General features: G+C 70.3%; 22 protein-coding genes. 4 read left to right on the forward strand and 18 right to left on the reverse strand.

The window, feature by feature from the left end; translation table 11 throughout:
* Positions 1-167: 167 nt before the first annotated feature.
* Genes ABE957_RS10645 through ABE957_RS10665 form a run of 5 tightly spaced genes read right to left on the reverse strand, consistent with a single transcriptional unit; the run spans position 168 to position 5619 of the window.
* Positions 168-1091, reverse strand: a complete 924-nt coding sequence (locus ABE957_RS10645) for a bifunctional OB-fold nucleic acid binding domain-containing protein/MaoC family dehydratase (protein WP_349758663.1) — start codon at positions 1089-1091, stop codon at positions 168-170.
* Positions 1092-1094: 3 nt separating this feature from the next.
* On the reverse strand, positions 1095-2309 hold the full coding sequence (locus ABE957_RS10650) for a thiolase family protein (protein WP_349758664.1): 1215 nt from the start codon (positions 2307-2309) through the stop codon (positions 1095-1097).
* A 27-nt stretch (positions 2310-2336) separates the two neighbouring features.
* Entirely contained in the window at positions 2337-4196 is a 1860-nt protein-coding gene (locus ABE957_RS10655; RefSeq protein ID WP_349758666.1) for a long-chain-acyl-CoA synthetase, read from the reverse strand.
* A 45-nt stretch (positions 4197-4241) separates the two neighbouring features.
* Positions 4242-4871 (reverse strand): nuclear transport factor 2 family protein, encoded by a 630-nt coding sequence (locus tag ABE957_RS10660; protein WP_349758667.1) that lies wholly within the window; start codon positions 4869-4871, stop codon positions 4242-4244.
* 13 nt (positions 4872-4884) lie between these two features.
* Entirely contained in the window at positions 4885-5619 is a 735-nt protein-coding gene (locus tag ABE957_RS10665; protein ID WP_349758668.1) for an SDR family NAD(P)-dependent oxidoreductase, read from the reverse strand.
* Between the two features lie 443 nt (positions 5620-6062).
* On the opposite strand from ABE957_RS10665, the gene ABE957_RS10670 reads away from it, so the two are divergent.
* Positions 6063-6908, forward strand: a complete 846-nt coding sequence (locus tag ABE957_RS10670; protein ID WP_349758669.1) for an alpha/beta fold hydrolase — start codon at positions 6063-6065, stop codon at positions 6906-6908.
* Positions 6909-7043: 135 nt separating this feature from the next.
* Positions 7044-9179 carry an oxidoreductase gene (locus ABE957_RS10675; protein WP_349758670.1) on the forward strand — a complete coding sequence of 712 codons (2136 nt, stop codon included), beginning with the start codon at positions 7044-7046 and terminating at the stop codon, positions 9177-9179.
* 109 nt (positions 9180-9288) lie between these two features.
* On the opposite strand, the gene ABE957_RS10680 is transcribed toward ABE957_RS10675, so the two are convergent.
* The 10 genes from ABE957_RS10680 to ABE957_RS10725 all read right to left on the reverse strand — a co-directional run bounded on the left by ABE957_RS10680 (position 9289) and on the right by ABE957_RS10725 (position 20265).
* Entirely contained in the window at positions 9289-10371 is a 1083-nt protein-coding gene (locus ABE957_RS10680) for a dienelactone hydrolase family protein (RefSeq protein ID WP_349758671.1), read from the reverse strand.
* Positions 10372-10423: 52 nt separating this feature from the next.
* The gene (locus ABE957_RS10685; RefSeq protein ID WP_349758672.1) at positions 10424-11563 is read right to left on the reverse strand and encodes an acyl-CoA dehydrogenase family protein; all 1140 of its coding nucleotides are present in this window, start codon (positions 11561-11563) and stop codon (positions 10424-10426) included.
* Entirely contained in the window at positions 11560-12771 is a 1212-nt protein-coding gene (locus ABE957_RS10690) for an acyl-CoA dehydrogenase family protein (protein ID WP_349758673.1), read from the reverse strand. Before ABE957_RS10690 ends, ABE957_RS10685 begins: the two co-directional genes overlap by 4 nt.
* A 57-nt stretch (positions 12772-12828) precedes the next feature.
* The gene (locus tag ABE957_RS10695; protein ID WP_349758674.1) at positions 12829-14346 is read right to left on the reverse strand and encodes an FAD-dependent oxidoreductase; all 1518 of its coding nucleotides are present in this window, start codon (positions 14344-14346) and stop codon (positions 12829-12831) included.
* Positions 14347-14502: 156 nt separating this feature from the next.
* Complete coding sequence (locus ABE957_RS10700; RefSeq protein WP_349758676.1) at positions 14503-15669, reverse strand: acyl-CoA dehydrogenase family protein; 1167 nt, start codon at positions 15667-15669, stop codon at positions 14503-14505.
* Between the two features lie 10 nt (positions 15670-15679).
* Complete coding sequence (locus tag ABE957_RS10705; protein ID WP_349758678.1) at positions 15680-16858, reverse strand: lipid-transfer protein; 1179 nt, start codon at positions 16856-16858, stop codon at positions 15680-15682.
* Positions 16855-17295: a MaoC family dehydratase gene (locus ABE957_RS10710; protein ID WP_349758680.1), complete on the reverse strand. Its 441-nt coding sequence runs from the start codon at positions 17293-17295 to the stop codon at positions 16855-16857. Before ABE957_RS10710 ends, ABE957_RS10705 begins: the two co-directional genes overlap by 4 nt.
* Complete coding sequence (locus ABE957_RS10715; protein ID WP_349758681.1) at positions 17267-18400, reverse strand: acyl-CoA dehydrogenase family protein; 1134 nt, start codon at positions 18398-18400, stop codon at positions 17267-17269. The genes ABE957_RS10710 and ABE957_RS10715 overlap by 29 nt, the downstream gene beginning before the upstream one ends.
* A gap of 12 nt (positions 18401-18412) precedes the next feature.
* Complete coding sequence (locus ABE957_RS10720) at positions 18413-19432, reverse strand: OB-fold domain-containing protein (RefSeq protein WP_349758682.1); 1020 nt, start codon at positions 19430-19432, stop codon at positions 18413-18415.
* A gap of 50 nt (positions 19433-19482) precedes the next feature.
* Positions 19483-20265, reverse strand: a complete 783-nt coding sequence (locus tag ABE957_RS10725; protein ID WP_349758683.1) for an SDR family oxidoreductase — start codon at positions 20263-20265, stop codon at positions 19483-19485.
* 145 nt (positions 20266-20410) lie between these two features.
* On the opposite strand from ABE957_RS10725, the gene ABE957_RS10730 reads away from it, so the two are divergent.
* Together ABE957_RS10730 and ABE957_RS10735 are read left to right on the forward strand one after the other, a co-directional pair.
* Positions 20411-21202: an enoyl-CoA hydratase gene (locus ABE957_RS10730; protein WP_349758684.1), complete on the forward strand. Its 792-nt coding sequence runs from the start codon at positions 20411-20413 to the stop codon at positions 21200-21202.
* A gap of 87 nt (positions 21203-21289) precedes the next feature.
* Positions 21290-22045: an SDR family NAD(P)-dependent oxidoreductase gene (locus ABE957_RS10735; protein ID WP_349758685.1), complete on the forward strand. Its 756-nt coding sequence runs from the start codon at positions 21290-21292 to the stop codon at positions 22043-22045.
* Between the two features lie 89 nt (positions 22046-22134).
* Here ABE957_RS10735 and ABE957_RS10740 read toward each other — a convergent pair whose 3' ends face one another.
* From ABE957_RS10740 to ABE957_RS10750, 3 genes are all read right to left on the reverse strand, one after another.
* Positions 22135-22962: an SDR family NAD(P)-dependent oxidoreductase gene (locus tag ABE957_RS10740; protein ID WP_349758686.1), complete on the reverse strand. Its 828-nt coding sequence runs from the start codon at positions 22960-22962 to the stop codon at positions 22135-22137.
* A 110-nt stretch (positions 22963-23072) separates the two neighbouring features.
* Positions 23073-24185 (reverse strand): helix-turn-helix transcriptional regulator, encoded by a 1113-nt coding sequence (locus tag ABE957_RS10745; protein ID WP_349758687.1) that lies wholly within the window; start codon positions 24183-24185, stop codon positions 23073-23075.
* Positions 24186-24350: 165 nt separating this feature from the next.
* Positions 24351-25448: an alkene reductase gene (locus tag ABE957_RS10750; protein ID WP_349758688.1), complete on the reverse strand. Its 1098-nt coding sequence runs from the start codon at positions 25446-25448 to the stop codon at positions 24351-24353.
* Positions 25449-25456: the final 8 nt, after the last annotated feature.

Genomic DNA, 25456 nt, shown 5'->3' on the forward strand with positions numbered 1-25456 from the left:
ACCTCTACCCCCGCTCGAGATTCCCATCGACAGAGAAGCATGTTCCGGGAAATATCTCCGCGAAGGCGCTGTACCCCCCCTGGGAGCTACTTTTGCCATCCATGGCAAAAGACCTTCGCTACGCCATTCCCCGGAACCCAGCGATTGGCAGACATGGGAGCCTGTGGTCAGCGATACAGGATCACCAGGTCGTTGATCACCGAGGGGCGCTCCTCGCCCACTACGTGGGTGTGCACCTCGAGGGTCAGCTGGGTGCCCTTGCGGGTCGGCTCGGCGTCCTTGACCCGGGCGCGAGCGTGGACCCGCGAGCCCACCGGCACCGGCGCCGGGAAGCGTAGGCGATCCGAGCCGTAGTTGACCATGGTGGAGTACCCGGTGAGCTCGAAGTCCAGCGGGATGCTCAGCCGCGACTGCAGCACCTGGACCAGGGCGCCGTGGGCGATGGTGGTGCCATAGGGGCTCTCCCGCTCGGCGCGTTCGGGATCGGTGTGCAGCCAGTAGTCATCGCCGGAGAGGTCGGCGAAGCGGTTGACCAGCGCCTGGTCGACGGTGAGCTCGTTGCTCCAGCCGCCGAACTCGCCGGTCACCAGGCTCGCCAGCGCCGCGCCGTCGTCGAAGGGCACCTGCCGCTTGCCGTCATCGCCCACCGCCAGGATCGGCGTCTCGTCGCGGTGTCCCTCGCGGCCCGGGACGGTGAAGCGCAGCAGGGTGTCGCCGCGGGCGTTGACCCGGGCGAACACCGGCGCCAGCGCCATGCCAATCTCGATCTCGTCCTCGGCGAGGCCCACCAGGGTGGCGTTCATGCGCACGCCCTCGTCGAGCTCCACCACCGCCAGCGCCTGGGGCGACTCGTCGGCGAACTCCGGCAGGGTCGGGATCCGCGCCAGGGTGTAGCTGTAGAGCCGGCCCTGGCCGCTCACCGCCTGCCAGCTCAGCCGCTGGGAGAAGCAGCTCGTGCAATGGCGGCGCGGATAGAAGATCCAGGTCTGGCAGTCGTCGCAGCGCGGCAGCATCACCTGCCCCTGCTTGAGGCCGTCCCAGAACGGGCGGCTGATCTCGGTGGCCACCGGCAGCGGTTTTTGCATCGCCATGTCTTAGCTCCCTTGCAGAATCAGTGCGCCCTGTTCACTCATCACTCCACCGGTGCCGCTGACGAATACCTGGTCGCAGCGCTTGAGCTGGCGATCCTCGGCGCGTCCGGCGATCTGGGTGAAGGCCTCGATGACCTGGGACATGCCGCCGGCCGCCGCGGCCTGGCCGAAGCTGAGCTGGCCGCCGTGGGTATTGAGCGGGAAATTGCCCCGCCAGGTCAGGTCGTGCTCGCGCACGAAGGGCATGCCCTCGCCCTTGGGACAGAAGCCGGCGTCCTCCAGGGTCAGCAGCACGGTGATGGTGTAGCAGTCGTAGATCTGGGCGGCGTCCATGTCCGAGGACTTCACGCCGGCCATCGAGAAGGCCTTGCGCGCCGCCACGCCGATCGGGGTGTCGGTCATCTCCGGCGCATGGGAGGGCGACTTGAAGGCCAGGTGCTCGCCGAAGCCCTTGAGGAAGGCCGGGCGATGGCGAGTGCGCGCCGCCACCTCCTTGGAGGTGACGATCACCGCGGCGCCGCCGGCCACCGGCATGACGATCTCCAGCACCCGCAGCGGGTCGGCGACCAGCTTGCTGGCCAGCACGTCGTCGATGCTGAGCGGCTGGCCGTGGAAGATCGCCTGGGGGTTGGCCAGGGCGTTGGTGCGCTGATCGGCGGCGATCTTGGCCATGGCCCGGGGATCGTAGCCGTAGCGCGCCGCATAGCGCTGGGCGATCATCGCGTAGCCGGTGTTCTGGCCCATGTGGCCGTAGGGCAGGTCGAACTCCGCCTCGGGCGCGCCGAAGGCGGTGCTGTGGCCGCCGTAGCGCATCGCCTGAGCCATCCAGGCCGGGTCCTCGTCGGGCCCGAACGGCGCCATGCGCGCCGGCAGCACGCAGAGCACCGCCTCGCACAGCCCCATCTCGATGGCGGCGGCGGCGCGCCACACCATGCCCACCGGCGTGCAGCCGCCCAGGTCGACGACCTCGGCGAAGTTGACGTTGATGCCCAGGTACTCGGCGGCCATGGCCGGCACGAACACCGAGGCCTCGTGAAAGTGCGGGCCGTTGATCACCAGGCCGTCGAGGTCGGAGGCCTCGAGGCCCGCATCCGCAAGCGCCTGGCCGGCCAGGTCGGCGACCTGCTCCAGATGGAACATCTGTGGCGCGGTCTGGTACTTCTCCGGCTTGTACTGGGCCGCCCCGACGATGGCGGCGTTGCCTCTCAATCCCGTCATGTGTCCTTCCTTCTTGTTGGATTCGCCTCAGCCACGAAACGGCGGCAGGCCCAGGGCGTCGAGCAGCTCGCGGGAATAGGGCCGATAGCTGCCCTCCCGATCATCGCGCAGGTAGAGTGGATCGCCGCAGCGCTCGGGGTCGTAGCCCTGGCGCTGCAGGTCCACCTTGCGCAGCTTGAAGGTGGTGGTCATGTCCGCATCCGAGGCCACCCGCACGAACAGCGGCGCGGCGTAGCGCGGCAGGCGCCGCTCGGTGAGCGCGTAGAACGCCTCGGGGTCGAACGCCTGGCCCGGCTGCATGACGATGGCGGCCATGCCGGCTCGCCCCTCGTGCTCGGGCACCTGCACGCCGTAGATGTTGATCAGCTCGGCGCCGGCGAAGTCGTCCAGGGCCGCCGCCACCTCCTGGGTCGAGACGTTCTCGCTCTTCCAGCGGAAGGTATCGCCGATGCGGTCGACGAAGTAGAAGTAGCGGTCCTCGTCGTAGCGCAGCAGGTCCCCGGAGCGCCAGTAGGCATCGCCGTCGCGGAAGACGTTGCGCAGGATCTTCTGCTCGGTGGCCTCGGGGGAGGTATACCCCTCGAAGCGCGCCTGGTCGAGGATCATGCCGACGCCCTCGCCCACCTCGTCCACCTCGCAGGGGATGCAGAAGCCCTCCTCGTCGAGCACGTGGGTCTCCGATTCGATGTCGAAGCGGATCAAGCGGAAGTTGGTCTTGTCCCAGTCCGGCACCCGGCCGCAGGCGCCGATGCGGTTGTCGAGGTTGATCAGGTTGGTGTTGGCCTCGGTGGACCCCCAGCCCTCGAAGATGTCCATGTGGCCGAAGCGGGCCACCCAGCGCTGCCAGGACTCGGCGGTCAGCCCGGCGCCCATCATGCAGCGCAGGCGATGATCCCCGGCCTCGGCCTGGTGGTTGAGCAGGTAGCGGCAGATCTCGCCGATGTACTGGCAGACCGTGACCCCGTAGCGACGCAGGTCGGGCCAGAATTCGCGCACGCTGAAGCGGCGGCGCACGGCGATCGCCGCGCCGGCCTTGAGCGCCGTGGAGGTCACCGAGGTGGCGGCGGCGCCGTGATAGAGCGGCAGGCAGCAGTAGAAGACGTCCTCCGGCGCGGCGCCGATGGTCTCGACCATCACGTCCCCCGACGACAGCCAGCGCATGTGGCTGTAGATGGCGGCCTTGGGCAGGCCGGTGGTGCCGGAAGTGAAGATCAGCAGCGTCGGCGTCTCGGCGGTGATGCCCTCTCGCCAGCTGGCGGGCACGGCCTCGCTGGAAGCGGCCTGGAGCTCGTCGCCGAGCATCGCCTCGACGCCCTCGGGCAGGCTCGCCGGCGGCGCCAGCTCGGGGTCCTCGAGCAGCCACAGCGGCAGCGCGGTCCGCTCATCGTCGCCGTCGCCGCCGCCGCCGTCACGGTCCAGGAAGTTGTCCAGGCACTCCTGGCCCACCACCGCCGCCTTGGCTTCGGTGGTGGCCAGCGCATGGGCCAGCGGCGCGCCGCTGATCTGGGTATTGATGAAGGCGACCACCACGCCGAGCTTGACCATGCCGAACCAGACGCAGAAGAACTCCGGACGGTTCTCCATCGCCAGGGCGCAGACGTCGCCGCGGGTGAGACCGCGGGCGGCGAGCACCCTCGCCACCTGGTTGGCCCGGGCATCGACCTCCGCGTAGCTCAGTCGCCGCTTTCCATACATCAGAAGCGGGCGGTCGGCGAAGCGCGCCGCCTGCTCCTCCAGCCGGTCGGCGAGGGTGTAGGCCTCATCGGGGCGGATCAGCGCCGCCCGCGCCCGTCGGTCCATCTTGGCCTGGGTCTCCTCCATCGGGACCGCGGCGGGTGCCTGCTGACCGAGGGGGCGCTCCAGGGCCGCCGTTTGATTGTTGTTCATCCTGTCAGTCTCCCTTGCCCTGCTCGTGCCATCCCGGGCGGCGCCTCAGCGCACCCGGATCCGTGGCGCCGGGGCGTCCCGGCGCATGGTGATGAGGAAACGCTCGAGGGGCGCGGGGCTGGCCACCTCGGGCAGCGTCTCCTTGTCGGGCCGCTCGGCCCAGAACTCCTTCCAGCTGGGAAAGAGGTCGTGGAAGGTGCCGGGGTAGGGCTCGCGACCGGGCCAGCGCATCTTCATGTCGCCGATCGGCGGCCGATTGAGGTCGCTGGCGTACCAGTAGCAGGGCAGCCGGCGACGAAAGCACCAGCGGCCGTCGATGCGTTCGTAGTCGTCCCAGTAGAGCATCTGCATGGTGACCCACTCGGCGCCGGTCTCGTGCTCGTTCTTGGAGTAGACGACCCCCACCGCGTGGTCGGCATCGACCATCTCGATGATGTGCTGACCCAGGTGGTGCGAGGTGCCGGTGAACTGGTGGCGCAGGGTGTCATCGACCCAGGCCTTGAGGTGCGCCCTGCCCTGGCGCTCGCGGCCGACGCGGATGTCGGGCGCGAACAGCCCGACGTGGGCGTCCAGGTCGCGCATGTCCAGCGACAGCGCATACTTGGCCGCCAGCTGGCGGATCTCGTCGATCGCCTCGAGCCTCGCCAGGCGAGCCTCGATAGTCTCGTTCGCCATGTTCGACCCCCCCCTACAGGAACACCATGCCGCCGTTGACGCCGACGTTCTGGCCGGTCATGAAGCTGGCGTCGTCGCTGGCCAGGAAGGAGGCCACCCGGGCCACCTCGTCGGGCTCGCCCATGCGCCCCAGGGGGATGGCGTTGATCATCGCCTGTGTCCACTCCTCGGGAATGTCGGCCATCATCGGGGTCTTGGTGGGCCCCGGCACCAGGGTGTTGACGCGGATGCCGTCGGGCGCCAGCTCGCGGGCGATGCTGCGGGTCAGGCCCATGATGCCGGCCTTGGAGGCGCAGTAGTGGCTCGGCCCCTCGCCGGAGAGCACCGCGGAGCTCGAGACGTTGACGATCGCCCCGCCGCGGCCGCCCTTCTGCATCAGCCGCGCGCCCTCCCGGCAGCACAGGAAGGTGCCGGTCAGGTTGACGCCGATGACCTTCTCCCAGGTCTCGTCAGGGGTCTCCAGAAAGGCGTCCACCGAGCCCATGCCGGCATTGTTGACCAGGGCGTCGAGGCGGCCGTAGCGCTCGACGACCTCCTCCATCACCGCCTTGACCGCGTCGGCGTTGGCGATGTCGCAGGCCAGGCCGATCACGCCCTCGCCGGCCAGGCTCGCCGTCTCCCGGGCCGCGGCCTCGTTGATGTCCAGCGCCACCACGCTGGCGCCCTGCTGGGCGAAGCGCTCGACGATGGCTCGCCCCATCCCCTGGCCGGCGCCGGTCACCACTACCACCTTGCCTCGATGCTGCATCTCGTCGTCCTCCGAATCTGCGCTGGACCGGCCGCTCCGTGGGGGAACGGCCCCTTCTATGGCGCCCATCATCGAAGAAGCCGCGGCCCGGCAAATCGTCCGATAAGACTAAGCGGGCGTTTCAAGGCGTTTTCGCCAGGGCTTTTCCGGCGGCAGGCCCCGGAGTGCCGGACCATCGTGAGGGCGCTGTGAACCCCTCCCTGGGCGCTACCTTTTGCCCTGCGGCGCCCTCGCATCCTGCTCCGCTTGCAGGACCGGTGCTGGCCATCCATGGCCAGCCCGTTCGGCGAATTCGCCTCACCCATGGCAAAGGAACCTCACTTCGACCTGCCCCCGGCGCCCAGCAGAGAGGGCTCGGGCAACTGGTCTGAACGGACGATGCCGCTCATGGGGCCGGCACTGACGATGGTTCGTGGCACACGACACCACGAGGAGGAAGCGAGATGGCCACACAGGATCTACCGTTGCCGGAAGGGCACTACGTACGCCTCGCTAGCGGCCTGCGCCTGCACTATCTGGACGAGGGCAAGCTGGACGAGGGCGAGGCCCCGGTGGTGGTGTGGTTGCACGGCAGCGGCCCCGGCGCCAGCGGCTACAGCAACTTCAAGGGCAACTACCCCGCTTTCACCGAGGCGGGCTTTCGCAACTTGGTGCTCGACCTGCCGGGCTTCGGCCGCTCCGACAAGCCGGCCGACGTCGAGTACCATCTCGACTTCTTCGTCGACGCGGTGAACGGCTTCCTCTCGGCGCTGGGCATCGCGCGCTGCACCCTGCTCGGCAACTCGCTGGGCGGCGCCATCGCCCTGGGCCAGGCGCTCGCGCATCCGCAACGCGTCGAGCGGCTGATCCTGATGGCCCCGGGCGGCGTGGAGGCCCGCGAGACCTACTTCGAGATGGAGGGCATCCAGCGCATGGTCGAGGTGTTCGGCCGTGGCCCGATGGGCGTAGAGGAGATGCGCGAGGTGATGACCCTGCAGCTCTACGACAGCTCCCAGCTCGACGACACTCTGCTCGCCGAGCGCGCCGCCGTGGCGCCAAGCCAGCCGGCCAACCTCTTCTCGACCATGATGGTGCCGGACATGACCGAGCGCCTGGGCGAGCTGACCTGCCCGCTGCTGGGCTTCTGGGGCACCAATGACCGCTTCAACCCGGTGGGCGGCGCGCAGAAGTTCCTCGACCACGCCCCCGAGGCACGCTTCGTGATGCTCAACCGCTGCGGCCACTGGGTGCAGGTCGAGCACGCGGCGCTCTTCAACCGCACCTGCCTCGACTTCCTGCATCATGGGTGAAGGCGCCACGCGACGGCGCCGGTCGAGCGGATCGGTGGCACGCACGGGGACGACGACATGATGGATTCGCCGGGCTGGAACCCGCTGGCACATGCCGGCGGCCCCTCCCTTCCGGGACAAGAGGGACCCAAGAAGATGACCAAGAACAATTACCGACACCTGCTCTCGCCGGGCCGCATCGGCAACCTGGCGCTGAAGAACCGCATCGTCATGGCGCCGATGGGCTCGAACTTCGCCGAGGCCGACGGCCACTGCGGCGAGCGCATCCAGGCCTACTACGAGGCGCGCGCCCGGGGCGGCGCCGGCCTCTTGACCATGGGCGTCTGCGCGGTGGCCTACCCCGCCGGCACCGCAGAGCCCTACCAGGTCGGCGTCTCCTCCGATGCCTTCCTGCCCGGCCTGACGCGGCTGGCCGAGCGGGTCCACCGCCACGGCGCGAAGATCGCCATGCAGCTGCAGCATGCCGGCAAGACCGCGGTGCGCGACATGGCCGAGGGACGCGAGCTGTGGGTGCCCTCGATGCCGCCGGCCTCGAAGACCGACATGTTTAACGCCCTGACCCGCGAGGAGCTGGGCGTCTTCATCAGCTCCTCGAAGGGCCGCGAGGGCGGCGGCGTGAAGCTGCGCGTGATGGATCACGACGACATCGCCCAGATGGTCGAGTGGTTCGCCGCCGCCGCCGAGCGCGCAAAGCGCGCCGGCTTCGACGGCGTGGAGCTCCACGCCGCCCACACCTACATCATCGCCGGCTTCCTCTCGCCCTACTTCAACCAGCGCGACGACGAGTACAACGGCTCGCTCGAGAACCGCGCCCGGCTGCTGCTGGAGATCATCGCCGCCGTGCGTGCCCGGGTCGGCGAAGACTACCCGCTGTGGCTGCGCCTGGACGCCGAGGAGCTGCGCACCCCGGGCGGCATCACCCTGGAGGACGCCCTCGCCGTGGCGCGCCTGGCCGAGCGGGCGGGGGTCGATGCGGTCAGCGTCTCGGCCTATGCCAACGTCAACCGCGGCGACGCCTTCACCGAGGCCCCGCTGGTGCATCAGCCGGCCGGCTTTCTCGACTGGGCCGAGCAGTTCACCCGAGCGCTGAGCATTCCCGTCATCGCCGTGGGCCGCCTGGAGCCGGACGTCGCCGACGAGGCGGTCGGCGCGGGGCGCTGCGACTTCGTGGCCATGGCCCGCAAGCTGCTGGCCGACCCCGAGCTGCCGTTGAAGCTCGAGGAGAATCGCCCCCAGGACATCCGGCCCTGCATCTACTGCTACGCCTGCGTTAGCCAGATCTTCGTCAACGAGCGGGTCAAGTGCGCGGTCAACCCCATGACCGGCCATGAGGCCGAGCGCGCGCTGATCAAGAGCGACCGCGCGCGCCACGTGCTGGTGGTCGGCGGCGGGCCGGCGGGTCTCGAGGCCTCCCGGGTCGCCGCGCTGCGCGGCCACCGGGTGACGCTGGTCGAACGTGGCCAGCGCCTGGGCGGCACGCTGTTCTTCGCCGCCCTGGCCTACGCCGAGAACGGCCCGCTGCTCGACTACCTGCTGGCCCAGGTGCGCCAGCTGCCCATCGACGTGCGCCTGGGCACCGAGGCCACGCCCGAACTGGTTACCGAGCTCGGCGCGGACGAGGTGATCGTCGCCAGCGGCGCGCGGCGCGCCCCGCCGGGCCTGCCCGGGGCCGAGGCGCGCCACGTCTGGTCCGGTGACGAGCTGCGCCTGGTGCTCACCGGCGAAGGCGAGGAGATCGCCAAGCGCAAGCTGAGCCTCACCCAGCGCATGATGCTCAAGTCCGGCAGCCTCACCGGCATCACCGGCAGCAGCGAGGCGATGCAGAAGCTCTCCAAGCTGTGGATGCCGCTGGGCAAGCGGGTGGTGATCGTCGGCGGCGGCCTGGTCGGCCTCGAGCTGGCCGAGTTCCTGGTCGACCGGGGCCGCAGGGTCACGGTGCTGGAGCCCGGCCCCGACCTCGGCGCCGAGATCGCCATCGTGCGGCGCTGGCGGGTGCTCGCCGGGCTCGAGCGTCACGAGGTCGCCATGCACAAGCAGGTGAGCGTCGAGGCCATCGACGAGGCGGCGGTGCACTACGTGGACGCCGAGGGCGAGCGGCACGCGGCCGCCTGCGACTCGGTGGTACTGGCCCTCGGCGCCGAGCCCGACGATCGCCTGGCCCGTTCGCTCGAGGCCGCCGGGGTGCCAGTGACCGCCATCGGCGATGGTGAGCGGCTGGGCTATATCGAGGGCGCGATGCGCGGTGGCCTGGAGGCCGGCCTGGCGGTGTAGGGCCGCCGATCCCGCTTTGCGTTGTACCAACCCTATGCGCCAACGCTAACGGCCGCCCCTCGGGGCGGCCGTTAGCGTTGCGGGACGGGTGATCGAAGTCAGATCGGGATCAGGAGGTCGTCGGCGCCAGCGTCTTGTCGATGAAGCGCAGCAGCTCGCGGTCGGAGGCGCGCTTGACCGCCTCGTCGCGGCCGACGATATAGCCGCGCTTGACGCAGTCGGCGAACGGCTCGCCGCTCTTGAGCCGCTGGCTGAAACGCGTCTTCCGATCCCGCGCCAGCTCCGGGCCGATCAGCGCCTGGCCGTTGACGCTCGGCAGGCCCCGATCGTCGAACACCATCTCGCAGCCCTGGACATAGGCCGAGGCGTTCTCGTGGCGCGGCTCCAGGTTCTCCCAGGCGTGGCCGGCGCCGGCGAAGACCACCGCGGCGACCTCGCTGCCCGCCTCGCGCAGGCTCCCCTCGCGGCGCGCACAGGCCACCAGGTCGTTGGAGGCATCCTCACCGCCGCGCAGGGTCAGCAGGGGCGCGCCGGTGGTGCGGGCGATCCGGTAGTCCTGGAAGCAGGGCCCGTAGACGTCGACGTGGGCGGCGAAGGGCGACAGGTCGTCGCCCAGTACCGCGCGCACGCGGCTATCCATGGCCAGGCGCGCGGCCATGCCGCCGTAGGACATGCCCATCACTCCGACCCGCGAGGCGTCGACGGCAGGGTGTTCGCCCAGCGCGCGCAGCGCCGCATAGGCATCGGTCACCACGTCGTACTCGGTGACGTTGATGGTCTTGAGCGCGTAGGGCACCGACTCGGCGACCCCGCGGGAGCGATAGTAATCCACCACCAGGGCCGCGTGGCCGGCGTTCTTCAGCATCTCGCCGTAGGCCATCTCGCGCCCCGGCTTGATGCCGCCGCTGCCAGGCAGCACCACCATCGCCGCCACCGGCTCCTCCGCGCTGGCGCCATGGGGCAGGAAGAGCGTGCCGACGCTGGTGGTCGCGGGGGCGGCATCGAAATGCTCGAGCAGCACGTCGAAGTCGTAGGGCGTATGAGAGGCGAAGCGGATCTCGCCCTGGGTGGTCTCGCCGAGCACGGTGCTCGACTGGACCGGCGGCAGCGGGATCGGCTGCGGGGCCTCGGCGTGGGCGGCCAGCGGCAGCGCCGCCAGCAGCCAGGCCGAGAGCTTGAGAGAGAAGGACATCGTAGACTCCAGGTCAGGCATGGGTATCGAGAACGGGTATCGAGAACAGGTATCAGGAACGGGCGAGCTCGGCATAGCGCCGGGCGTGATAGTCGGCGTCGCCGAGGCTCGCCTGGGCGACCCGCAGGCGCTTGAGGTAGAGCCCCACATCGAGCTCGTCGGTAACGCCGATGCCGCCGTGGAGCTGCACGGCCTCGTTGCCGACCCGGTCGGCCATGGTGCCGACCTTCCACTTGGCCAGGCTGACCAGCGCCGGGGCGTCGTGGGCGTCGCGGTCGAGGGCGTCCAGCGCCGCCATCAGGGTGCTGCGAGCCAGCGCCAGTTCGACGTGCAACCAGGCGGCGCGATGCTGCAGCGCCTGGAAGCTGCCGATCGGCACGTCGAACTGCACCCGGGTCCTGAGGTACTCCAGGGTCATGGCGAACAGGGCGTCGCAGGCGCCGAGCATCTCGGCGGCCAGGCACACCCGGCCGCGATCCAGGGCGGCCTCCAGCGGCGCCAGCCCCTCGCCCTCTTCGCCCAGCCGGCAGCCCGCCTCGAGGGTGACGTCGTCGAGGCGCAGGTTGACGGCGTTGCGCGCGTCGATCAGCGACAGCCGGGTGAGCGTCACCCCCGGGGTGTCGGCGGGCACCAGGAAGAGGCTCACGCCGGCCGCCTCGCCGGGCTCGCCGGAGGTGCGCGCGGCGACAATCCAGCCATCGGCGCCGTGGCCGTCGAGCACCATGACCTTCTCGCCGGTGAGCCGATAGCCGTCACCGTCGCGACGCGCCGAGAGCGCCAGGCGGCGCGGGTCGTGGCGAGCGCCCTCGTCCACCGCCAGGGCCAGGCGCGCCTCGCCCTGGATCAGCAGCGGCAGCCAGTCGTTGCGCTGGTCGGCCGAACCGGCCTGCTCCAGCACCGCCCCGGCCAGCGCCACGCTGGAGACCATCGGCGAGGGGCTGAGGTGATGGCCGAGCGCCTCGCACACCGCGCCGAGCCCGGTGACGCCGAACTCGAGCCCGCCATAGGCCTCGGAGAAGGGGATCGCGCTCCATCCGAGCTCGACCATGCTCGCCCACAGCTCGGGCGAAAAGCCCAGGGCATCGCCGCGATCACGCAGGGCGCGCTGGGCGCTCACCGGGCTCTGCTCGGCGAGGAAGTCCCGGGCGGTATCGGCCAGCAGCCGCTGTTCCTCGGAATAGACCAGGCTCATGATGAGGCTCCTTTTCCCGCGTCCGGCAGGCCCAGCACGCGCTTGGCGATGACGTTGAGCTGCACCTCCGACGAGCCGCCGGCGATGGTCTGGGTGAAGCTGTTGAGCCAGGCCTTGGTGATGGCCTGCTCGCGGTCGGTGAAGGGAGCACCCGCCCAACCGAGGGCCCGATAGCCCATGGCATCGAGCAGCACCTCGAACTTCACGCGCTCCTGCTCGGTGTGCACCAGCTTCATGATCGCCGCGAGCCCGGTGACGTCCTGCTCGGCCCGGGCCTCGTCGGTCATGCGCTGCACGGTCAGGCCGTAGGCCGCCTCCTCCATGGCGCAGGCGTTGGCGCGGGCCTCGAGGGCCACCTCCGCCGGGGTCTGCGCCTCGGGCAGGTAGTCGCGGATCAGCGGCATGAGGTCAAAATGCGTGGGCAGGCTGAACTCGCCGAACTTCGACATCGCGCTGCGCTCGTGCTGCAGCAGCGCCTTGGCCAGCGCCCAGCCGCCGTTGAGCGGCCCGATCAGGTTCTCCTTGGGCACCTCGACGCCGTCGAAGAACACCTGGCAGAACGAGGACTTGCCGCTGATCAGATCGATCGGCGCCACGCTCACCCCGGGGGCGTGCATGTCCAGCACCACCAGGCTGATGCCGCGGTGCTTGGAGGCCTCCCGGTCGGTCCGGACCAGGGCATACATCCAGTCGGACTTGTCGCCGTAGGAGGTCCAGATCTTGGTGCCGTCGACCACGAAGTGATCGCCGGCGTCGCGCGCCGTGGTGCCGATGTTGGCCAGGTCCGAGCCGGCGCCGGGCTCGCTGAAGCCCTGGCACCAGCGGATCTCGCCGCGGGCCATGGGCGGCAGCAGGCGACGCTTCTGCTCCTCGCTGCCGAACTCCAGCAGCACCGGGCCGAGCATCCAGATGCCCAGGTTGATCTGCGCCGGCCGGCAGCCCAGCCGGCGCAGCTCGCCCTCGAGGATCGTGGTCTCGTCCGACGAGAGGCCCCCGCCGCCGTACTCGAGGGGCCAGTCCGGACAGAACCAGCCGCGATCGCGCATGCGCTCGAACCACAGGCGCTGGTCCTCGGTCTTGAACTCGACCCGGCTGCCGCCCCAGACCATCTCGTCTTCCGGGGTCGGCGTACGCAGTGACGGCGGGCAGTTGGCCTCGAGCCACTCCCGCACCTGCTGGCGAAACGCCTCTTTATCGTTATCGTTCATGGCTTGCCCTTGTGTTGTGCTCGCTTGCCGGCCGCGGCCGGCGGCCATGTGTTCACCCTAGGTGGAGGCCGAGGGCAACGCCTCGTCCGCATGGACGAGCCCCGCGCCCGCCCGTCGTGCCGCCTGGCGCCCGGCCCGTCGCCCGAAGAAGGTGGAGTCGCCGAGCGACAGCCCCGAGCTGTAGCCCTCGCCCCAGCGCGGCAGCCCGCAGGCGGTGCGCCCGGCGGCGTAGAGCCCGGCGATGGCGGCACCGTCGGCGTCCAGCACCTCGCCCTCCGGGCGCGTGGCGAGCCCGCCGAGGGTGAAGGCGTGGAAGTCGGTGTCCTCCGGCGAATAGGCCAGCGCGGCGAAGGGCGGCTCATCGAGCGGACGCAGCCACTCGGCGGCCTTATGGAAGTCGGGATCCTCTCCCGCCGCGGCGCGGCGGTTGAACTCCGCCACGCTGTGCTCGAGCGCCCCCTCGGGCAGGCCGAGCTCGCGGGCCACCTCCTCCCAGCTCTCCCCCACCGCGGCGATCTCGATGTCGGGCTCGATCACCGGGCGGGCGAAGATGGCGTTGTCGACCAGCAGCCAGGCCTTGCGCTCGGGCTGGCGCAGCACATAGTGCGCGACCCGGCCGTGGTAGCAGTCCTCGTTGATGAAGCGCTGGCCGCGGGTATTCACGAAGATGCCCTTGACCAGGGATTCCGGCGGGAAGAACGGCAGTGTGGCGAAGAACTCCTGCATGTTGAGGGTCGCACCGCCCACGCTGATGCCCATGCGGATGCCGACGCCGTCGTCGTGGCCGCCGCTGACCACCTGCCGGCAGGCCAGCGCCTCGGGGGCGAAGCGCTCCACCATCGCGCGGTTGGTGATGAAGCCCCCGGCGCACAGCACCACGCCGCCGCGGGCCCGCACGTACTGCGCTCGCCCGTCGAGCCGCACCACCAGGCCGCATACCGCGCCCTCGGCATCGACGATCAGGCACAGCGCCCGGGCGCCGACATGAACCCGGGCGCCCGTTTCCTCGGCCCGCTCGCAGAGCGCCTGCATCAGCACCTTGCCGCCGCCCCAACCGACGTGGCGGGCGGTGTGGCCCCGGGGCGCCGGCGCGGCCTGGTCGCGAAACGGCCAGGCCTGCTCGCTGCCGGACCACAGCAGGGTATCGTCGGTGGTCGGCTCGATCCACTTGCCCGGCAGGTAGGTGCCCTTGAAGGGCACGTCCTGGGCCTTGAGCCACTCGAAGTGCTCGACGCCGTGGCGGGCATAGAGCGCCACCCGCTCGGCGTCGGCCGCCGGTCCGCCGGCCATGGTCAAGTAGCGTTCGAAGGCCTCGGTGGTGTCGGGGAAGTCCGCCGCGCGCTGCACCTCGGTGCCGCCGCTGCCGCCGACATAGACCTCGCCGCCGGACCAGGCGGCGCTGCCGCCCCCCGCCGAGGCGACCTCGAACACCGCCACCTCGGCGCCCGCCGCCCGGGCCTCGAGGGCCGCGCAGCTGCCCGCTGCGCCGAAGCCGACGACGGCGACGTCGGTCTCGATGTCCCAGCCCGGCACCGCCTCGAGGCGACACGGCCGGGCGGGTGAGTAGTCGCTCATCATGCCTCTCCATTCAGCAACGCATCCCCGGAGTGCCATCAAGGCAGCTCCGGGCGTAGGTCGACGCAAAGGTCGTTTGCCATGGATGGCAAACGTAGCGCCCAGGGAGGTGTTCACAGCGCCTTTGCAAAGGCCTGCCCCCGGGCCGCTCATGGATTACCGCCCGCGCGGCAGCCCCTGGCCGAACTGGGCGATCAGCTCGCGCTGGATCTCGTTGGTGCCGCCGCCGAAGGTCAGGGTCACCGCGGCGCGCACCTCGTACTCCAGCTCGCCGAGCAGCAGCGCCGCGGCGGAGCCCTCGCGCACCAGCGACCCGCTACCGACCACCTCGGTCAACCGACGCAGGATCTCGACGGTGGACTCCGAGCCGTAGACCTTGGTGATCGAGGCCAGCGCCACGTCCATCTGCCCCGCCTCGAGATCCGCGGCGATGCGGAAGTTGATCAGCCGCATGGCCTCGATCCGGGCGTAGCACTCCGCCAGGGCGCGCTGCACCCAGGGGCGATCGATGGCCCGACGGCCCTGCTCGTCGGCGCTGCGCGCCCACAGGAAGACGCGACGAAAGAGCCCCGCGACCTTGTCGGACCAGGAGCCCAGCCCCAGCCGCTCGTGGTTGAGCTGGGAGGTGATCAGCCGCCAGCCGCCGTGCAGCTCGCCGACCAGCATCTCACGGGGCACCCGCACGTTGTCGTAGTAGGTGGCCGTGGTGGGATTGCTGCAGGTGGGGATCACCGTGCTGGAGAAGCCCTCGGCGGCGGTATCGAGGATCAGGATCGAGATGCCCTTGTGGCGCGGGCGCTCGGGATCGGTGCGCGCCGCCAGCCAGATGAAGTCGGCGGCGTCGGCCCCCGAGGTCCAGAGCTTGTTGCCGTTGACCACGAAGTGATCGTCCTCGAGGCGCGCCGAGGTCTTGAGGGTCGCCAGGTCCGAGCCTGCGTCGGGCTCGGAGTAGCCGATGGCGAAGTTGATCTCGCCGGCGGCGATGCCCGGCAGGAAGCGCTCCTTCTGCAGCTCGGTACCGAACTCCATCAGCGCCGGGCCCACCGTGCTGATGGTGACGAAGGGCAGCGGCGCCCCGGCGATGTTGGCCTCCTCGAAGAAGATCAGCTGCTCGGTGGCCGCAAACCCCTGGCCGCCGTGTTCCTTGGGCCAGCCCACGGCGAGCCAGCCGTCCTGGCCCATCTGGCGCACCACCTGGCGGAACTCGTCGCCGCCCTCCTTGCCGCGCAGCCGCTGGCGCAGCTCCGGGGTCATCAGGCCGGTGAAGTAGTCGCGCACGCGGCAACGCAGGTCGTGCTGTTCGGCTGTCAGATCGACAAACATGGTGTTCTCCTCATGCCGTTCCCAGGATCAGGCCGCTGGTGGGCACCCCGGTGCCGGCGGTGACCAGCACGTTCTCGACATCGTCGACCTGGTTGACCGCGGTGCCGCGCACCTGGCGTACCGCCTCGGCCACGCCGTTCATGCCGTGGATGTAGGCCTCGCCGAGCTGTCCCCCGTGGGTATTGATCGGCAACCGGCCGCCCCGGGCATGATGGCCCTCACGTATGAACTCCTTGGCCTCGCCGCGCCGGGCGAAGCCGAACTCCTCGAGCTGCGGCAGCACGAAGGGGGTGAAGTGGTCGTAGATGATCGCGGTCTGGAAGGCCTCCGGCCCCAGCCCCGACTGGGCATAGAGCTCGCGGGCCACCACGCCCATCTCCGGCAGGCCGGTGATGTCGTCGCGGTAGAAGGAGGTCATCACCTGCTGGCCGTCGGCGATGCCCTGGGCGCCGGCCTTGATGGTCACCGCCTGGCCCGGCAGGTCGCGGGCGCGATCGGCCCGGGTGATCACCATGGCCACCGCGCCGTCGGACTCCTGGCAGCAGTCCAGCAGGTGCAGCGGCTCGCAGATCCAGCGCGAGGCCTGGTGATCGGCCAGGGTGATCGGCTTCTCGTAGAAGAAGGCGTTGGGGTTGGTGGCGGCGAAGTCACGGGCCGCCACGGCCACCCGGCCGAAGTCCTCGGAGGTGGCGCCATAGGCGTGCATGTAGCGCCGGGCGAACATGCCCACCCAGGCCGCCGGCGTATGGAAGCCGTGGGGCATGTACCAGCCGTAGTTGACGTTCTCGAAGATCGGCGTGGAGTCGAAGCCGTAGCTGCCGCTGCCGAAGCGGTACCAGGAGCGCTCGTTCATCGCCCGGTAGACCACCACGGTGTCGGCCGCGCCGGTGGCCACCGCCATGGCGGCGTGCATGATCGGCGCGCAGGCCGCGCCGCCGCCGTGGGGCACCTGGGAGAAGAAGCGCACCTGCTTGCAGCCGAGCAGGCGGGCCATCTCATACTCCGGCACCTTGTCCACGGAGTAGGAGCTGAAGCCGTCGACCTCCGAGGGGTCGATGCCGGCATCCTTGAGCGCCGCCAGGGTCGCTTCCATGGCCAGGCGCAGCTCGGTGCGCCCGGAGTTCTTGGAGAACTCGGTGGTGCCGAGGCCGGCGATGGCGGCCCGGCCGCCGAGTGAGGCGTCCATCATGGCGTGTCCTCCCTGTGATCCGGCAGCACGACGCTGACCGTGCCGGTGACGTGCTTGCCCAGGCCGTTGCGGCCCTGGAAGGTGACCTCGAGGCGGCGCTGATCGGCGTCGCGACTGGTCACCTCGCCGCTGAAGGTCATGGTGTCGCCAGGGTAGTTGGGCGCGCCGAGCTTGAGGCGCATCGCCGAGAGCCGCGCCCCGGGGCCGGCCCAGCCTTCGACGTAGCGCTGCACCAGGCCGTTGGTGGTCAGGATGTTCATGAAGACGTGGGGCGAGCCGAGTTCGCGGGCCGCGTCCTTGTCATGGTGCCCGGGGAAGTAGTCCCGGGTGGCGATGGCGCCACCGGCGATCAGCGGCACGGTGATCGGGATCGCGAGCTCCGGCAGCGTCTCGCCGGGACGCACGTCGTCAAAGCGTCGGGTGTTCGTCGAGGTCATATTTCCATCCCAGTGTGTCATGGTGGGCCAGCCAGTCGCCGAGGCTGTCGAGAGCGGCACTGGCGCCGCCCAGTTCGATCCCCAGGGCACGACTCCAGTACAGGTAGCGATAGATCGGGTAGGTCAGGTCCACGCCGGTCCCGCCGTGGACGTGCTGCGCCTTGTGGCCGACCTGATGGCCCGCCTCGCAGGCCAGGTAGGCGGTGGCGCGGGCCTCGGCGGGCGCCGCCAGGCCGGCGTCGAGCCGGTAGCAGAGCTGCCACAGCGACGAGCGCAGCGCCTCCACGGCGATCTGCGCATCGGCCATGGTCATCTGCACGGCCTGGAAGCTGCCGATGGTGCGGTCGAACTGGCGACGCTCGGCGATGTAGGCCACGGTCTGGCGGATCTGCGCCTCGCTGACGCCGAGCTGCTGGGCCGCCAGGGCGACGGTGACCCGCGCCTCGAGCCAACCCAGCGCCGCCTCGGGCAGCACCTGGGAGGCGGCGACGATCGCGCCGTCGAGCTCGAGCTCGGCCACCGTCTCGCCGTGGGTCAGCACGCCCTCGTGGCAGCGCACGCTCGGATCTCGCGGATCCAGCCATACCAGCCGCACGCCCTCGGGGAGCGCGACCGGTACCAGGGCCACGGCGGCCTGGGCCCCCAGCGGCAGCGTGCCGACCCGGCCGGTCAGCCGCCAGCCGTCGGCATGGGGCTCGCCGCGCAGGCCGAGGCCGCGCCCGCCGTACAGATCGTGCAGCGACAGGGTGAAGAGCCGATGGCCGGCGGCCGCGGCCTCCACCAGCGGCAGGTCGGCGGCGTCGCCGAATTCCGCCAGAGTGGCGGCGGCCAGCTGGTGGCGCCATAGCGGCACCTGGGCCAGCACCTCGCCCTGGGCCTGCATCACCAGCATCAGCTCGGTGATGCCCAGGCCGCTGCCGCCCACCGCCTCGGGCAGGGCCAGCGCCTGCAGGCCGGTCTCCAGGCAGTCCTGCCAGAGCGCCTCCATGTAGGGCGCGTCGCTGGCCTCGAAGGCCTGCAGCTGCTCGACACTGCCATGGTCGGCGAACAGGCCCCGGGCCATGTCGGCGATGGCACGCTGATCCTCGTTCAAAGAAAAGTCCATGAGTCCTCCTGACTATTCACAGTCGGCACGAGCCGCCGCGGGCCGAAACAACGGGAGCGTCAGGTCGTCGCCGAAGCGGCGCAGCTCGACCTCCAGACGCTGGCCGATCTCTAGGCCGCCGGGATCGACGTCGACCAGGCCGGCGATCAGCCGCACGCCCTCGTCGAGCTCGATCAGCCCGATGGGGTTGGGGGTATCGAAGGGCGGCACCTCGGGGTAGTGCATCACCACGAAGGAGTAGAGCTGCCCCTTGCCGCTTACCGCGACGCTGTCGAGCTCGAAGGAGTGGCAGTGCGAACAGACCGGCCCCGGCGGATGCTGCAGCTCGCCGCAGGCGGTGCAGCGCTGGATGCGCAGCTCGCCATCGCGGCAGCCCTCCCAGAAGAAGCGGGTATCGTCGCTGATGCCGGGACGGGGCCGGGGGATCGGCGCCGGCGCCGCCTCATTCTCGCCTTTGCTGGCCTGCTCGCCGACGGCATCGGCCTGAGTCTGCGGGCGCTCAGCGGGGCGGAACTTGAAGACGCGAAACAGCATCTCGCCGACCTTCTCGTCTTCGCCAGCCTCGAGCTCGGAGAAGAAGCTCATGATCAGGGTGACGAAGAAGCCCGTGCCCAGGGCGGTGGTCTTCTCCTCGCCGATCGCCTCGAGGCGGGTGGTGTAGTAGAGGCGCTCGCCCACCCTGACGTAGCGCGTGAAGTCGAGTTCGGAGTTGACCGCGACCACCGAGGGATAGCCCTGGGCCTCGATCAGCTTGAGCACCTCATAAGGATCCTCGTCGGTGGAGCCCGGCGGATAGTGGTTCATCTCCGGGCCTTCCATGCACCACACCTGCAGCATCGCCGGCGGGGCGACGATGCCGCCGTGCTCGGTGTTCCGGGCGTAGTCGGTATCGGTGTAGAGGGGGTTGTCGACCCCCATCATCTCGCACCACTGGCGAATCATCGCCTCGTTGACGCGATCCCAGGCGTAGATGCGGCCGTACTGCCGGCCCACCAGGGATCTCACGTCGGACATCCAGTCATGTTCAGCCAAGGTCGTCTCCTGCATCTCCGGGCCCCCCGATGCGGGCGGCCGCTGATTGATCACGGCGTGTCGCCGAGCGCATCGAGGAAGGCCGGTCGTTCGCCGCCGCCGTGCAGCAGCAGGTTGCAGCCGCTGGCATAGCCGGCCAGCGGTGAGGCGACGAACAGGCAGGCGTTGCCGATCTCCTCGGGCTCGGCCAGGCGCCCCGCCGGAATGGTGGCACCGACGGCCTCGACGCCCGCCTCGTCGCCGTAGTGCAGGTGCGACTGCTCGGTGCGCACGAGCCCGGGGCTGACCGCCACCACCCGCACCTTCGGCGCCCACTCCACGGCCAGCGACTGCACCAGCGACAGCACGCCCGCCTTGGCGGCGCCGTAGGCGGCGGTGCCCGGCGAGGCGCGCAGCGCGCTGATGCTGCCGACGAAGACGATGGCGCCGCCGGTCGACTGCTTCTGCATCAGCCGGTTGGCGCACTGGGCGACGTGCAGCGGCGCGATGAGGTTGAGCCGCAGGATCGCCTCGTGGAACCGCGGCGAGGCGTCCGCCGCGGACGCCATGGGGCTACCGCCGGCATTGTTGATCAGCACGTCGAGCCGGCCGTAGCGAGTCTCGATCTCGTCGAACAGCGCCGCCAGCGAGTCGCCGTCGCGCACGTCGGCGGCGATGAACTCCGCCTCGCGACCGCCCGCCCCGGGCAGCGCCTCAGGGGCCTTGCGACCGCAGACGATGACGTGCGCCCCGGCGGCCAGGAAGCTGCCGGCGATGCCGGCCCCGATACCGCGCGTCCCGCCGGTCACCAGCACCACCCGTTCATCGAAGCGCAGCGCGCTCTCCATGGACATGTCGTTCTCCCCTCTCCACCAAGCTGTGGATCCAGTCTATGAGGCGCCTGACGTGGGGCTCTTCGTCTGAACGGACGATGCTGGTCACCCGGCCGAGCGGAAACACTTCGAGCCAGTGCCCCGCCCTACTACGCGAGATCGACCGATGTCCGAGATTCCTCTCAAAGGCCCGTCCGTCGTCGTGCAACGCCACGACAACGGCGTGGCCGTGGTACGCCTGAACCGGCCCGAAGCCACCAATGCCCTGAGCCTCCCGCTGCAGGAACTGCTCTCCCGCCACTTCCAGGAACTGAGCGTCGACCCCGGGATCCGCTGCATCGTGCTGACCGGCGGCAGCGAGGTCTTCGCCGCCGGGGGCGACATCACCGGGCTGATCGACGCCGATCCCATCGAGATCTACCAGCGCCACACCGAGCGGCTGTGGGGCCCCATCCGCCACTGCCCCAAGCCGGTGGTGGCCGCGGTGTGCGGCTACGCCTTCGGCGGCGGCTGCGAACTGGCGATGCTCGCCGACATCATCGTCGCCGGCGAGGGCGCGAGCTTCTGCCAGCCCGAGATCCGCATCGGCATCATGCCCGGCATCGGCGGCACCCAGCGACTGGTGCGCGCAATGGGCAAGGCCAAGGCGATGCAGATGGCGCTGACCGGCAAGCCGATCACCGCCCGGGAGGCCTGGGTCGCAGGGCTGGTCAGCGAGCTGGTCGCCGATGACGAGGTGCTCGATACCGCCCTTGGCATGGCGCGGGGCATCGCCCGCATGCCGCCGCTGGCCGCGGAGCAGATCAAGGAGGTGATCCTCGCCGGGATGGACGCTTCGCTGGACAGCGCCCTGGCGCTGGAGCGCAAGGCCAACGCGCTGCTGTTCGCCTCCCGGGACCAGCGCGAGGGCATGCAGGCCTTCCTCGACAAGCGCCACCCCGAGTTCCAGGGGCGCTGAGCCGCCCCGCCCGTTCACACGGAAGGTCCCGCTGATCCTCAAGGACAGACCTTCACCGATGGATCGTCACAAAAAGAGGAGCACGCGATGAGCACGACCCTGTTTTCCCAGGCCGGGCGCACGGCGCTGGTGACCGGCGCCGGCCGCGGCATGGGCCTGGGAATCGCCCGCACCCTGGCGCGCCAGGGCGCCCGGATCGCCGTCAACGACTTCTATCCCGAGCGCGCCCGGGAGGCGGCGGCGATCCTTACCGCCGAGGGCGCCGAGGCCCTGGCCGTGCCCGCCGACGTCACCGACCACGCCCAGGTCAAGGCGATGGTCGACGAGGTGCGGCGCCACTTCGGCGGGCTCGACATCTACGTCTCCAACGCCGGGGTGCCCCCGAACGGCATGAACTATGGGCGCTTCGTGGACTCCTCGCCGGCGGACTGGGCGCCTTTCATCGACCTCAACCTCTACGGGCTGATGAACGGCTGCCACGCGGTGCTGCCCGGCATGCTGGAGCAGGGCTGGGGGCGGGTCATCGCCATCACCTCGGAGTCCTGGCGCGCCGGGGTGCCCATGGGCATCGCCGCCTATGCCGCCTCCAAGGCCGGGGTGGTGGGCCTGGTGCGCCAGCTGGCGGCGGAGACCGGCCGCCAGGGCGTGACGGTCAACGCGCTATCGCTGGGCATCATGAACAACGGGGAAGGCGCCGAGGCCATGGCCCGCAAGGGCACGCCCGTGGGCCGCGCCGGCAGCCCCGAGGACGTCGGCGCCGGCGTCGCCTACCTGGCCGCCGAGGAGGCAGGCTGGGTCACTGGCCAGGTGCACGCCCTCAACGGCGGCGGCCTGATGGCCTGAGGCCTCTCTAACATGGTCCCGGTTGCCAGAGGCACCGGGGTCGGGACGACGGATCCGCCCCGTCGTCGTTTGTCGCGAAACCTCAGGCCTCACTCAACGACGATGCCCTGCTCGCGGGCAAAGGGCTGGGCGTGCAGGGTGCGGTACTGGTGCGCCGGCGCCTCGGGCGAGGTGGCGAGCCACAGCAGCACCGCTGCGGGCAGCGTCGGCGGCGCCGCCCGGTGGCCCAGGGCGTGCACGCCCTGCTCGCCGAGGGTCGCCTCGAGGGTCTCCGTGGCCACCACCCCCGGGTTGACGGTGTAGGCCCGGATGCCCCGCTCGCCGAGCTCCCGCGCGAGGATCCCCGACAAGCGCGACACCGCCGCCTTGCCGGCGCCGTAGGCATAGCCCCAGCCGCCCTGCCCGGCCGGAACCGGCGGGTCGCACTCGCCGGCCCCCGAGGTGATGTTGATTACCGTGCCCCCGCCCTGCTCGAGCATGGTGGGCACCAGCTCGCGGGCGAGCAGGAAGGGCGCGATCAGATAGCCTTGGGCTACTCGGGTCAGGGTCTGGGTCTCGAGTTCCAGGAAGGGTCGGTTGAGATCCTCGCCCTGGTAGAGGGCGTTGTTGATCAGCACGTCGAGGCGGCCGAAGTGACCGATCGCCTCCCGCGCGGCCTGGCGCAGCGAGGCCTCGTCGAGCAGGTCCATGCGCAGGGGCAGCACCGCGCCGCCGAAGGCGCGAGCGGCCTCGGCGGTGTCGGCCAGGCTGCCCGCCAGGGCGCGCCCGTCGGCGTGGCGCACGGCGTGGGCATGCACCTCCCCCGGCGTCACGGTGCGGGCGCTGATGGCGATATCGAAGCCGGCGCGGGCGAAGGCGATGGCGGTCTCGCGCCCGATGCCGCGACTCGCGCCGCTGATGAAGGCTACTGGTCTCATCCGTCGTCTCCCATGCGACAAGGTCATCTCATGGTCGACGACGGCGGGGGGCCGGACATCCCGCAATCGGACGAGGGCGGGCCAGCACGGAGACGGTGAGGTGAATCGCGCTAGACCACCTCGCTCTCCCTGCCCAGGGGCGCGATGCTGTTGAGGAAGATGCGCACCAGCTCGGTCTGGCGGCGCACGCCGGTCTTGGAGAAGATCGAGCGCAGGTGTGCCCTGGCCGTGTTGCGACGGATACCGAGCTCCTCGGCGGCCTCCTCCAGCGACAGGCCGTTGGCCAGCTGCATCGAGAGGCCGGTCTCCGCCGGCGTGAGGCCGAACAGCTTGCGCGCCACCTCGCTGCTGGCCTGGGAGGGCCCTACCGCATCGCGAACGTAGATCATCGCCGCCGGCTGACCCTTGCCGGCCGCCCAGGTGCTGCCGGGAATCGGCTCCACCACCACCCCCAGGCTCACCTCGCCGGAGGGGCGAGTGATGGACATCGCCTCGGGCACCTTGGGCGCGCCGCCCTGGTCGTCGTCGGCGAAGGCCTGGCGGATCAGCCGGCGCAGCTCCTTATTGTCGCTCGGGTAGAAGGCCTCCAGCCGCCCCCCGACCACCTTGAGGCCGTCGCCACTGCCCAGCACCTCGTTGGCGAAGGGGTTGCGATCGAGGACCTTGCCGGACTCGTCGACGATGATCGTGGCGATCGACAGCCGATCGATAGCCTGGGAGTAGAGCGAACCCATCGACTCGCTGCGGTCGAGCATGTTGTGAATGATCAGCGCGCGACGCAGGTGCGGCAGCAGCATCTCGCAGAGGCGGCGATCCTCGGCGTCGAAGGGCGGTGCCGCTTCCGGACGCGTCAGGCGGAAGCGCAGGCGGCCGGCCTCGGGGGTGGAGATGTCCACGCCCATGACGTGATAGGCGTCGTGCTGGGCGCACCAGTGGCGGCGATAGGAGCTCTCGCGCCACTCCTGCTCGCTCATGATGTCGTCGACGGTGAACACCTTGTCGGCGAGCTGGTTGACGAAGGGCGTGGCGGTCTGCTGGTAGGGGAAGTAGCGAATGGTGCCGGCCCCCTCGATGTCGCCGACCGCGACCATCAGGCCCATCTCATTATGTTCGGGCACCTTGAGGATCAGGGTGACGTAGTTGGTGGCGAAGACCTGCTGGATCAATTGCAGGGCCTCGGACCAGGCGTGGCTATCCTGGGAGGCCTCGTAGAGGGCGCTCAAGAGCCTGTCGTAGGCCTCTAGATTCAGTGGTTGCGTGCTCAAGTTGCTACCCCGGTATCGTTGTCATTGTCGGCTTGGGGCACACCATCATGCGGGGTGGCCCCGCCAGAGTGCGAACGTCAGCATAAACCGGGCGTTGGGCGCTGCCAACGCCTGGCCAACGCATCAGGCGACGGGATAGTCGCTGTAGCCCCGGGGACCGGGGGTGTAGAGGGTCTTGCGATCGAAGCGCTCCAGGGTCAGGCCGTCGCGGATGCGCCGGACGAGGTCGGGATTACCGATGAAGTGGCGGGCGAAGGAGACGGCCGCGCCCTCGCCCGCGGCGATCGCCGCGTCGGCGCTGTCGGGGTCGAAGCCGTCGTTGAGGATCAGCGGCCCGCGAAACCGCTCCCGGGCCAGGGCGAAGGCATCGAGCGTCGGCAGCGGTGAGCGCATCACGTGGAGGTAGGCCAGGCCCAGGGCATCGGCCTGGCGAATCAGCTCGGCGTGACTCGCCGCCGGGTCGTCATCGGCGGTGTCGTTGAAGGTGTTGCCGGGGTTGATGCGCAGGCCCACGCGGTCGGCGCCGACGGCCTCGGCCATGGCCTCGAGGCACTCGACCACGAAGCGCACCCGCCCCACGAGGCTGCCGCCGTATTCGTCATCGCGATGATTGCTGCCCGAGCACAGGAACTGCATCGGCAGGTAGCCGCTGGTGACGTGCAGCTCGACGGCGTCGAAGCCCGCCTCCCGGGCATTGAGGGCGGCGCGGCGATGCTCCTCGACGACCCCCCGCACCTCGTCGCGGCCAAGCGCCCGGGGCGCATCGAAGGGCTGCATGCCCGCGTCGTCGGTATAGACCTCGCCGGCGGCCTGGAGCGCCGAGGGCGCCACCGTCTCGACGCCGGCCGGCTTTATGTGGCGACTGCCGATGCGCCCGGCGTGCATGATCTGCAGGGCGATGCGTCCGCCCCGGGCCTGCACCGCCTCGGTGACCCGGCGCCAGCCGTCCACCTGGGCCGGCGTCTCGATGCCCGGCTGGCGGCAGTAGGCCTGGCCGGTGACGCTGGGCCAGGTACCCTCGGCGATGATCAGCCCGGCCTCGGCGCGCTCGGCATAGTAGTCGACCATAATGTCGCTGGGCACGCCGTCGGCCTCGGCGCGATTGCGGGTCATGGGCGCCATCACCACGCGGTTGGGCAGCGACAGCGCGCCCAGCCGCAGGGGGGCCAGCAGGGCCTCGCGGGTCGCCGCCGGGGCGGCCTCGGTGTTCAAGGTAGTCATTCCATCTC

It is taken from the genome of Halomonas pelophila (assembly GCF_040196315.1).
Taxonomy (GTDB): domain Bacteria; phylum Pseudomonadota; class Gammaproteobacteria; order Pseudomonadales; family Halomonadaceae; genus Halomonas; species Halomonas pelophila.

What these genes read in the sequence shown, in the direction of transcription:
- ABE957_RS10655 (WP_349758666.1), bottom strand. Translation starts at nt 4,196, where the DNA reads ATGAACAACAATCAAACGGCGGCCCTGGAGCGCCCCCTCGGTCAGCAG.
- ABE957_RS10715 (WP_349758681.1), bottom strand. Translation starts at nt 18,400, where the DNA reads ATGGACTTTTCTTTGAACGAGGATCAGCGTGCCATCGCCGACATGGCC.
- ABE957_RS10750 (WP_349758688.1), bottom strand. Translation starts at nt 25,448, where the DNA reads ATGACTACCTTGAACACCGAGGCCGCCCCGGCGGCGACCCGCGAGGCC.
- ABE957_RS10695 (WP_349758674.1), bottom strand. Translation starts at nt 14,346, where the DNA reads ATGAGCGACTACTCACCCGCCCGGCCGTGTCGCCTCGAGGCGGTGCCG.
- ABE957_RS10670 (WP_349758669.1), top strand. Translation starts at nt 6,063, where the DNA reads ATGGCCACACAGGATCTACCGTTGCCGGAAGGGCACTACGTACGCCTC.
- ABE957_RS10710 (WP_349758680.1), bottom strand. Translation starts at nt 17,295, where the DNA reads ATGACCTCGACGAACACCCGACGCTTTGACGACGTGCGTCCCGGCGAG.
- ABE957_RS10675 (WP_349758670.1), top strand. Translation starts at nt 7,044, where the DNA reads ATGACCAAGAACAATTACCGACACCTGCTCTCGCCGGGCCGCATCGGC.
- ABE957_RS10650 (WP_349758664.1), bottom strand. Translation starts at nt 2,309, where the DNA reads ATGACGGGATTGAGAGGCAACGCCGCCATCGTCGGGGCGGCCCAGTAC.
- ABE957_RS10700 (WP_349758676.1), bottom strand. Translation starts at nt 15,669, where the DNA reads ATGTTTGTCGATCTGACAGCCGAACAGCACGACCTGCGTTGCCGCGTG.
- ABE957_RS10645 (WP_349758663.1), bottom strand. Translation starts at nt 1,091, where the DNA reads ATGGCGATGCAAAAACCGCTGCCGGTGGCCACCGAGATCAGCCGCCCG.
- ABE957_RS10680 (WP_349758671.1), bottom strand. Translation starts at nt 10,371, where the DNA reads ATGTCCTTCTCTCTCAAGCTCTCGGCCTGGCTGCTGGCGGCGCTGCCG.
- ABE957_RS10685 (WP_349758672.1), bottom strand. Translation starts at nt 11,563, where the DNA reads ATGAGCCTGGTCTATTCCGAGGAACAGCGGCTGCTGGCCGATACCGCC.
- ABE957_RS10735 (WP_349758685.1), top strand. Translation starts at nt 21,290, where the DNA reads ATGAGCACGACCCTGTTTTCCCAGGCCGGGCGCACGGCGCTGGTGACC.
- ABE957_RS10665 (WP_349758668.1), bottom strand. Translation starts at nt 5,619, where the DNA reads ATGCAGCATCGAGGCAAGGTGGTAGTGGTGACCGGCGCCGGCCAGGGG.
- ABE957_RS10730 (WP_349758684.1), top strand. Translation starts at nt 20,411, where the DNA reads ATGTCCGAGATTCCTCTCAAAGGCCCGTCCGTCGTCGTGCAACGCCAC.
- ABE957_RS10740 (WP_349758686.1), bottom strand. Translation starts at nt 22,962, where the DNA reads ATGAGACCAGTAGCCTTCATCAGCGGCGCGAGTCGCGGCATCGGGCGC.
- ABE957_RS10705 (WP_349758678.1), bottom strand. Translation starts at nt 16,858, where the DNA reads ATGATGGACGCCTCACTCGGCGGCCGGGCCGCCATCGCCGGCCTCGGC.
- ABE957_RS10690 (WP_349758673.1), bottom strand. Translation starts at nt 12,771, where the DNA reads ATGAACGATAACGATAAAGAGGCGTTTCGCCAGCAGGTGCGGGAGTGG.
- ABE957_RS10660 (WP_349758667.1), bottom strand. Translation starts at nt 4,871, where the DNA reads ATGGCGAACGAGACTATCGAGGCTCGCCTGGCGAGGCTCGAGGCGATC.
- ABE957_RS10725 (WP_349758683.1), bottom strand. Translation starts at nt 20,265, where the DNA reads ATGTCCATGGAGAGCGCGCTGCGCTTCGATGAACGGGTGGTGCTGGTG.